Source organism: Methanospirillum sp., assembly GCF_035560735.1.
Lineage (GTDB): Archaea > Halobacteriota > Methanomicrobia > Methanomicrobiales > Methanospirillaceae > Methanospirillum.
In genome coordinates this window covers 1-2,605 of record NZ_DATMYY010000204.1, presented here as the reverse complement: position 1 = coordinate 2,605, position 2,605 = coordinate 1, and the positions used below count along the sequence as shown (strand labels likewise).

Here is a 2,605-nt window from a genome sequence, read left to right as displayed (position 1 = left end):
GTATTATGTAGAATAATACGACATAAAACTAACCTTGCAGATCATATCGAAAAACCTCTGGAAGAATCGTATTTATCCTTGATCGAGACAGGTATGCCACGAACTATAATGCATGGTGATCCAGTACATAACCAATGGATCTCGGAGAGTTGTTTCTCCAGTTTATCGAACAATACCATGAGGTTCTCCGTGAAGCTGATGCGGAAGAGATGAAGGCAACGGGTCTTCCAGATATCACAATTCACCAGTTTTTTTATCTCAGGGAGATCCGTCGTCAGGAACAGACAACACTTACTGAGTTGGCCCTGGCACTTCAGGTAACAAAACCTTCTGTAACTGCTGCGGTTACCAGGCTGATCAAAGATGGTTTCGTATCACGGACTCAGTCAACCCTGGACCAGCGGAAATTCCATCTTACCCTCACCAAACAGGGACATCAGATCTTTATTCACAAAGAGAAGGCATACAAGCAATTCATCCAACAGGTAGAACGCCAGGCAACAGAGGAACAGAAAGCAACCCTTGTTGAGGCATTCAGAATTATGATATCCAGTTTTCCAGAAAAAGATCGCAGCCCACAATAATTAGTTAGTTCAAACAAACTATTTATTCTGCAACATTCAACATCACTGCATGGAACAAAAACAGATAGAGACAGGTTTGAAAAAACTTTCAGAGATCGATGGACGAGCTGGAGAAGAAGTGTATGAACGGCTGCAGAAGATATCACCATTTATGGCAGATTATCTGCTCGGATCATTTGGCGAGATCTGTTCTATCACCGATATAGACAACAAAACCAGGGAGGTAGCAGTTATCGGGGCATGTACAGCTCTTGGTTATGCTATCCCACAGTTAAAAGTTCACATCCATGCAGGACTCAATGTAGGACTCACAAAAGAGGAAATTCTGGCAATCATCAATACGATGAGTGCATATGCAGGATTTCCAGCCACCCTGAATGCATTATTTGCTGCAGAAGAGGTGTTTAAAGATGAGGGCCTCTAATCGGTGCTGGAAAGATCAGGTTTCAGAAGGTGAAGGTGGGAGACCTGTAGCCTTTTCTATTGCTTCAGTCAGACCAGCAGGGTCGTCGGTGCCGATCCTGAACCGCTTCCCTTGCTGAAACCTGATCTCAACGCCATCATATCCGGAAATATTGTACATCGTGCCGTTTTTTATGTACCTGAGTCCCCAGCCATAGTACCAGGGTGTTACCACCCTGGAAAACTTATGGACCATTCTTTTGCAGGAACCATCAGGATGCCATCTCCAGTGGCCTTATCACTGCCCAAGGATATGGAATATCAGGGAGATACCTCCGAGGTAAAAATGCTAAGTCAAAGAAATGACAGAAGTGATCAATTCAGGAAAGAACTTTTTACCGGATGGACATCAGGAATTTCCACAATAGAGCAGCGGATCAGCATTTTTTCTCATATCAGGGATATCCCGTACGCAATAGTGCCTGAATGGCGTGATTCTGAGGATGTGGAAAGGAAGATGGTCACTGCCAACAGAGGATGGTGTGGACCTAAACATCATCTCCTTGCATGGATGTTTCAATATCTCGGAATAGAAATCCGGTTTACGTTTATCCCGTTCAGATGGCAGGATCAAAATGTGAGATATCCGGAAAGGCTGACAGAACTTCTGCCATACATCCCGACCTCAACACATCTCTGTTGCACAGCACTCCTGAACGGAACCTGGCAACTTCTGGATGCAACATGGGATCCTCCACTCAGAAAAGCTGGGTTTTTGGTGAATAAACCCTGGGACGGAATGTCAGAAACCACTCCTGCGGTTGTCAGGTTTCAACCAAAAAACGAGGATGCGACTTTGTACGATGTTGCCTCCAGGGAAAAGAGAGTGGAATTTGTGGGACTCCTCAATACATGGCTTGAAGAGATCAGAACAGAGACAAACCAATCAGAACTATGATCAGGGGATAACTGGCTTTTCAAGAAGCATTGTATATGAAAGCCGGTTTCCAGAGAATTCTTTCACCCTGAATCCTGCAGACTCTGCAAGTTGTGTGACAGTGGAGCGGGTCTGGAAATGAGGATCCCGGATGGTCTCCTCTACAAGGAGAATACCACCGGACTTTAATGCTTTGAAGAGGCCCCTCATAGCTGTTTCCCGGTTTGGGATCTCTCCAAGGACAGTGATTAGTACAGCCCGATCATACTGTTCTGATGGAATTTCTACCTCTCCAATTCCTCCCTGAATAAAAGATATATTGGTGATTTTATTTTTTTCTCCACGTTCACGAACTATCGCAAGCATCCCATCCTGAAGATCCATTGCTGTGACAGTCCCATCAGGTCCGACTGCATCTGCCAGTGGAACAGAGAGCCTGCCAGGACCACACCCGGCATCCAGCACCTGCATACCTGGTTTGAGAGCGAGATTTGTGATTGTTCTCCTGGTTCGTGCACTCACTCCTTTACCTGATGAAGGATCAAGGAGCCACCGCATACACACCGGACAGGGAAGTGCGGTTCGTCTGGACGCGAACCTCCAGGCAAGGCATGAGAGGAGAAGAATGAAGATGAGGAGGATAAGGAGGAAGATCTGGGTCATTATGATAGGTATCAGATAC

The 2,605-nt window shown here is 45.7% G+C and carries 5 protein-coding genes; 3 read left to right on the top strand and 2 right to left on the bottom strand.

Going from position 1 to position 2,605, the window contains the following annotated elements:
* The first annotated feature begins 134 nt into the window (after positions 1 to 134).
* Complete coding sequence (locus VN429_RS06025) at positions 135 to 584, top strand: MarR family winged helix-turn-helix transcriptional regulator (protein ID WP_325630930.1); 450 nt, start codon at positions 135 to 137, stop codon at positions 582 to 584.
* A gap of 76 nt (positions 585 to 660) precedes the next feature.
* Entirely contained in the window at positions 661 to 1,008 is a 348-nt protein-coding gene (locus tag VN429_RS06020) for a carboxymuconolactone decarboxylase family protein (RefSeq protein ID WP_325630927.1), read from the top strand.
* 15 nt (positions 1,009 to 1,023) lie between these two features.
* Here VN429_RS06020 and VN429_RS06015 read toward each other — a convergent pair whose 3' ends face one another.
* Complete coding sequence (locus VN429_RS06015) at positions 1,024 to 1,242, bottom strand: hypothetical protein (RefSeq protein ID WP_325630925.1); 219 nt, start codon at positions 1,240 to 1,242, stop codon at positions 1,024 to 1,026.
* Here VN429_RS06015 and VN429_RS06010 point away from each other — a divergent pair.
* The gene (locus VN429_RS06010) at positions 1,234 to 1,944 is read left to right on the top strand and encodes a hypothetical protein (protein WP_325630922.1); all 711 of its coding nucleotides are present in this window, start codon (positions 1,234 to 1,236) and stop codon (positions 1,942 to 1,944) included. The two genes, VN429_RS06015 and VN429_RS06010, sit on opposite strands and share 9 nt — an antisense overlap.
* Here the strand turns inward: VN429_RS06010 and VN429_RS06005 are convergent.
* A partial coding sequence (locus VN429_RS06005; protein WP_325630919.1) for a class I SAM-dependent methyltransferase occupies positions 1,945 to 2,605 on the bottom strand: 661 nt, incomplete at its 5' end.

What these genes read in the sequence shown, in the direction of transcription:
- VN429_RS06025 (WP_325630930.1), top strand. Translation starts at nt 135, where the DNA reads ATGGATCTCGGAGAGTTGTTTCTCCAGTTTATCGAACAATACCATGAG.
- VN429_RS06010 (WP_325630922.1), top strand. Translation starts at nt 1,234, where the DNA reads ATGGACCATTCTTTTGCAGGAACCATCAGGATGCCATCTCCAGTGGCC.
- VN429_RS06015 (WP_325630925.1), bottom strand. Translation starts at nt 1,242, where the DNA reads ATGGTCCATAAGTTTTCCAGGGTGGTAACACCCTGGTACTATGGCTGG.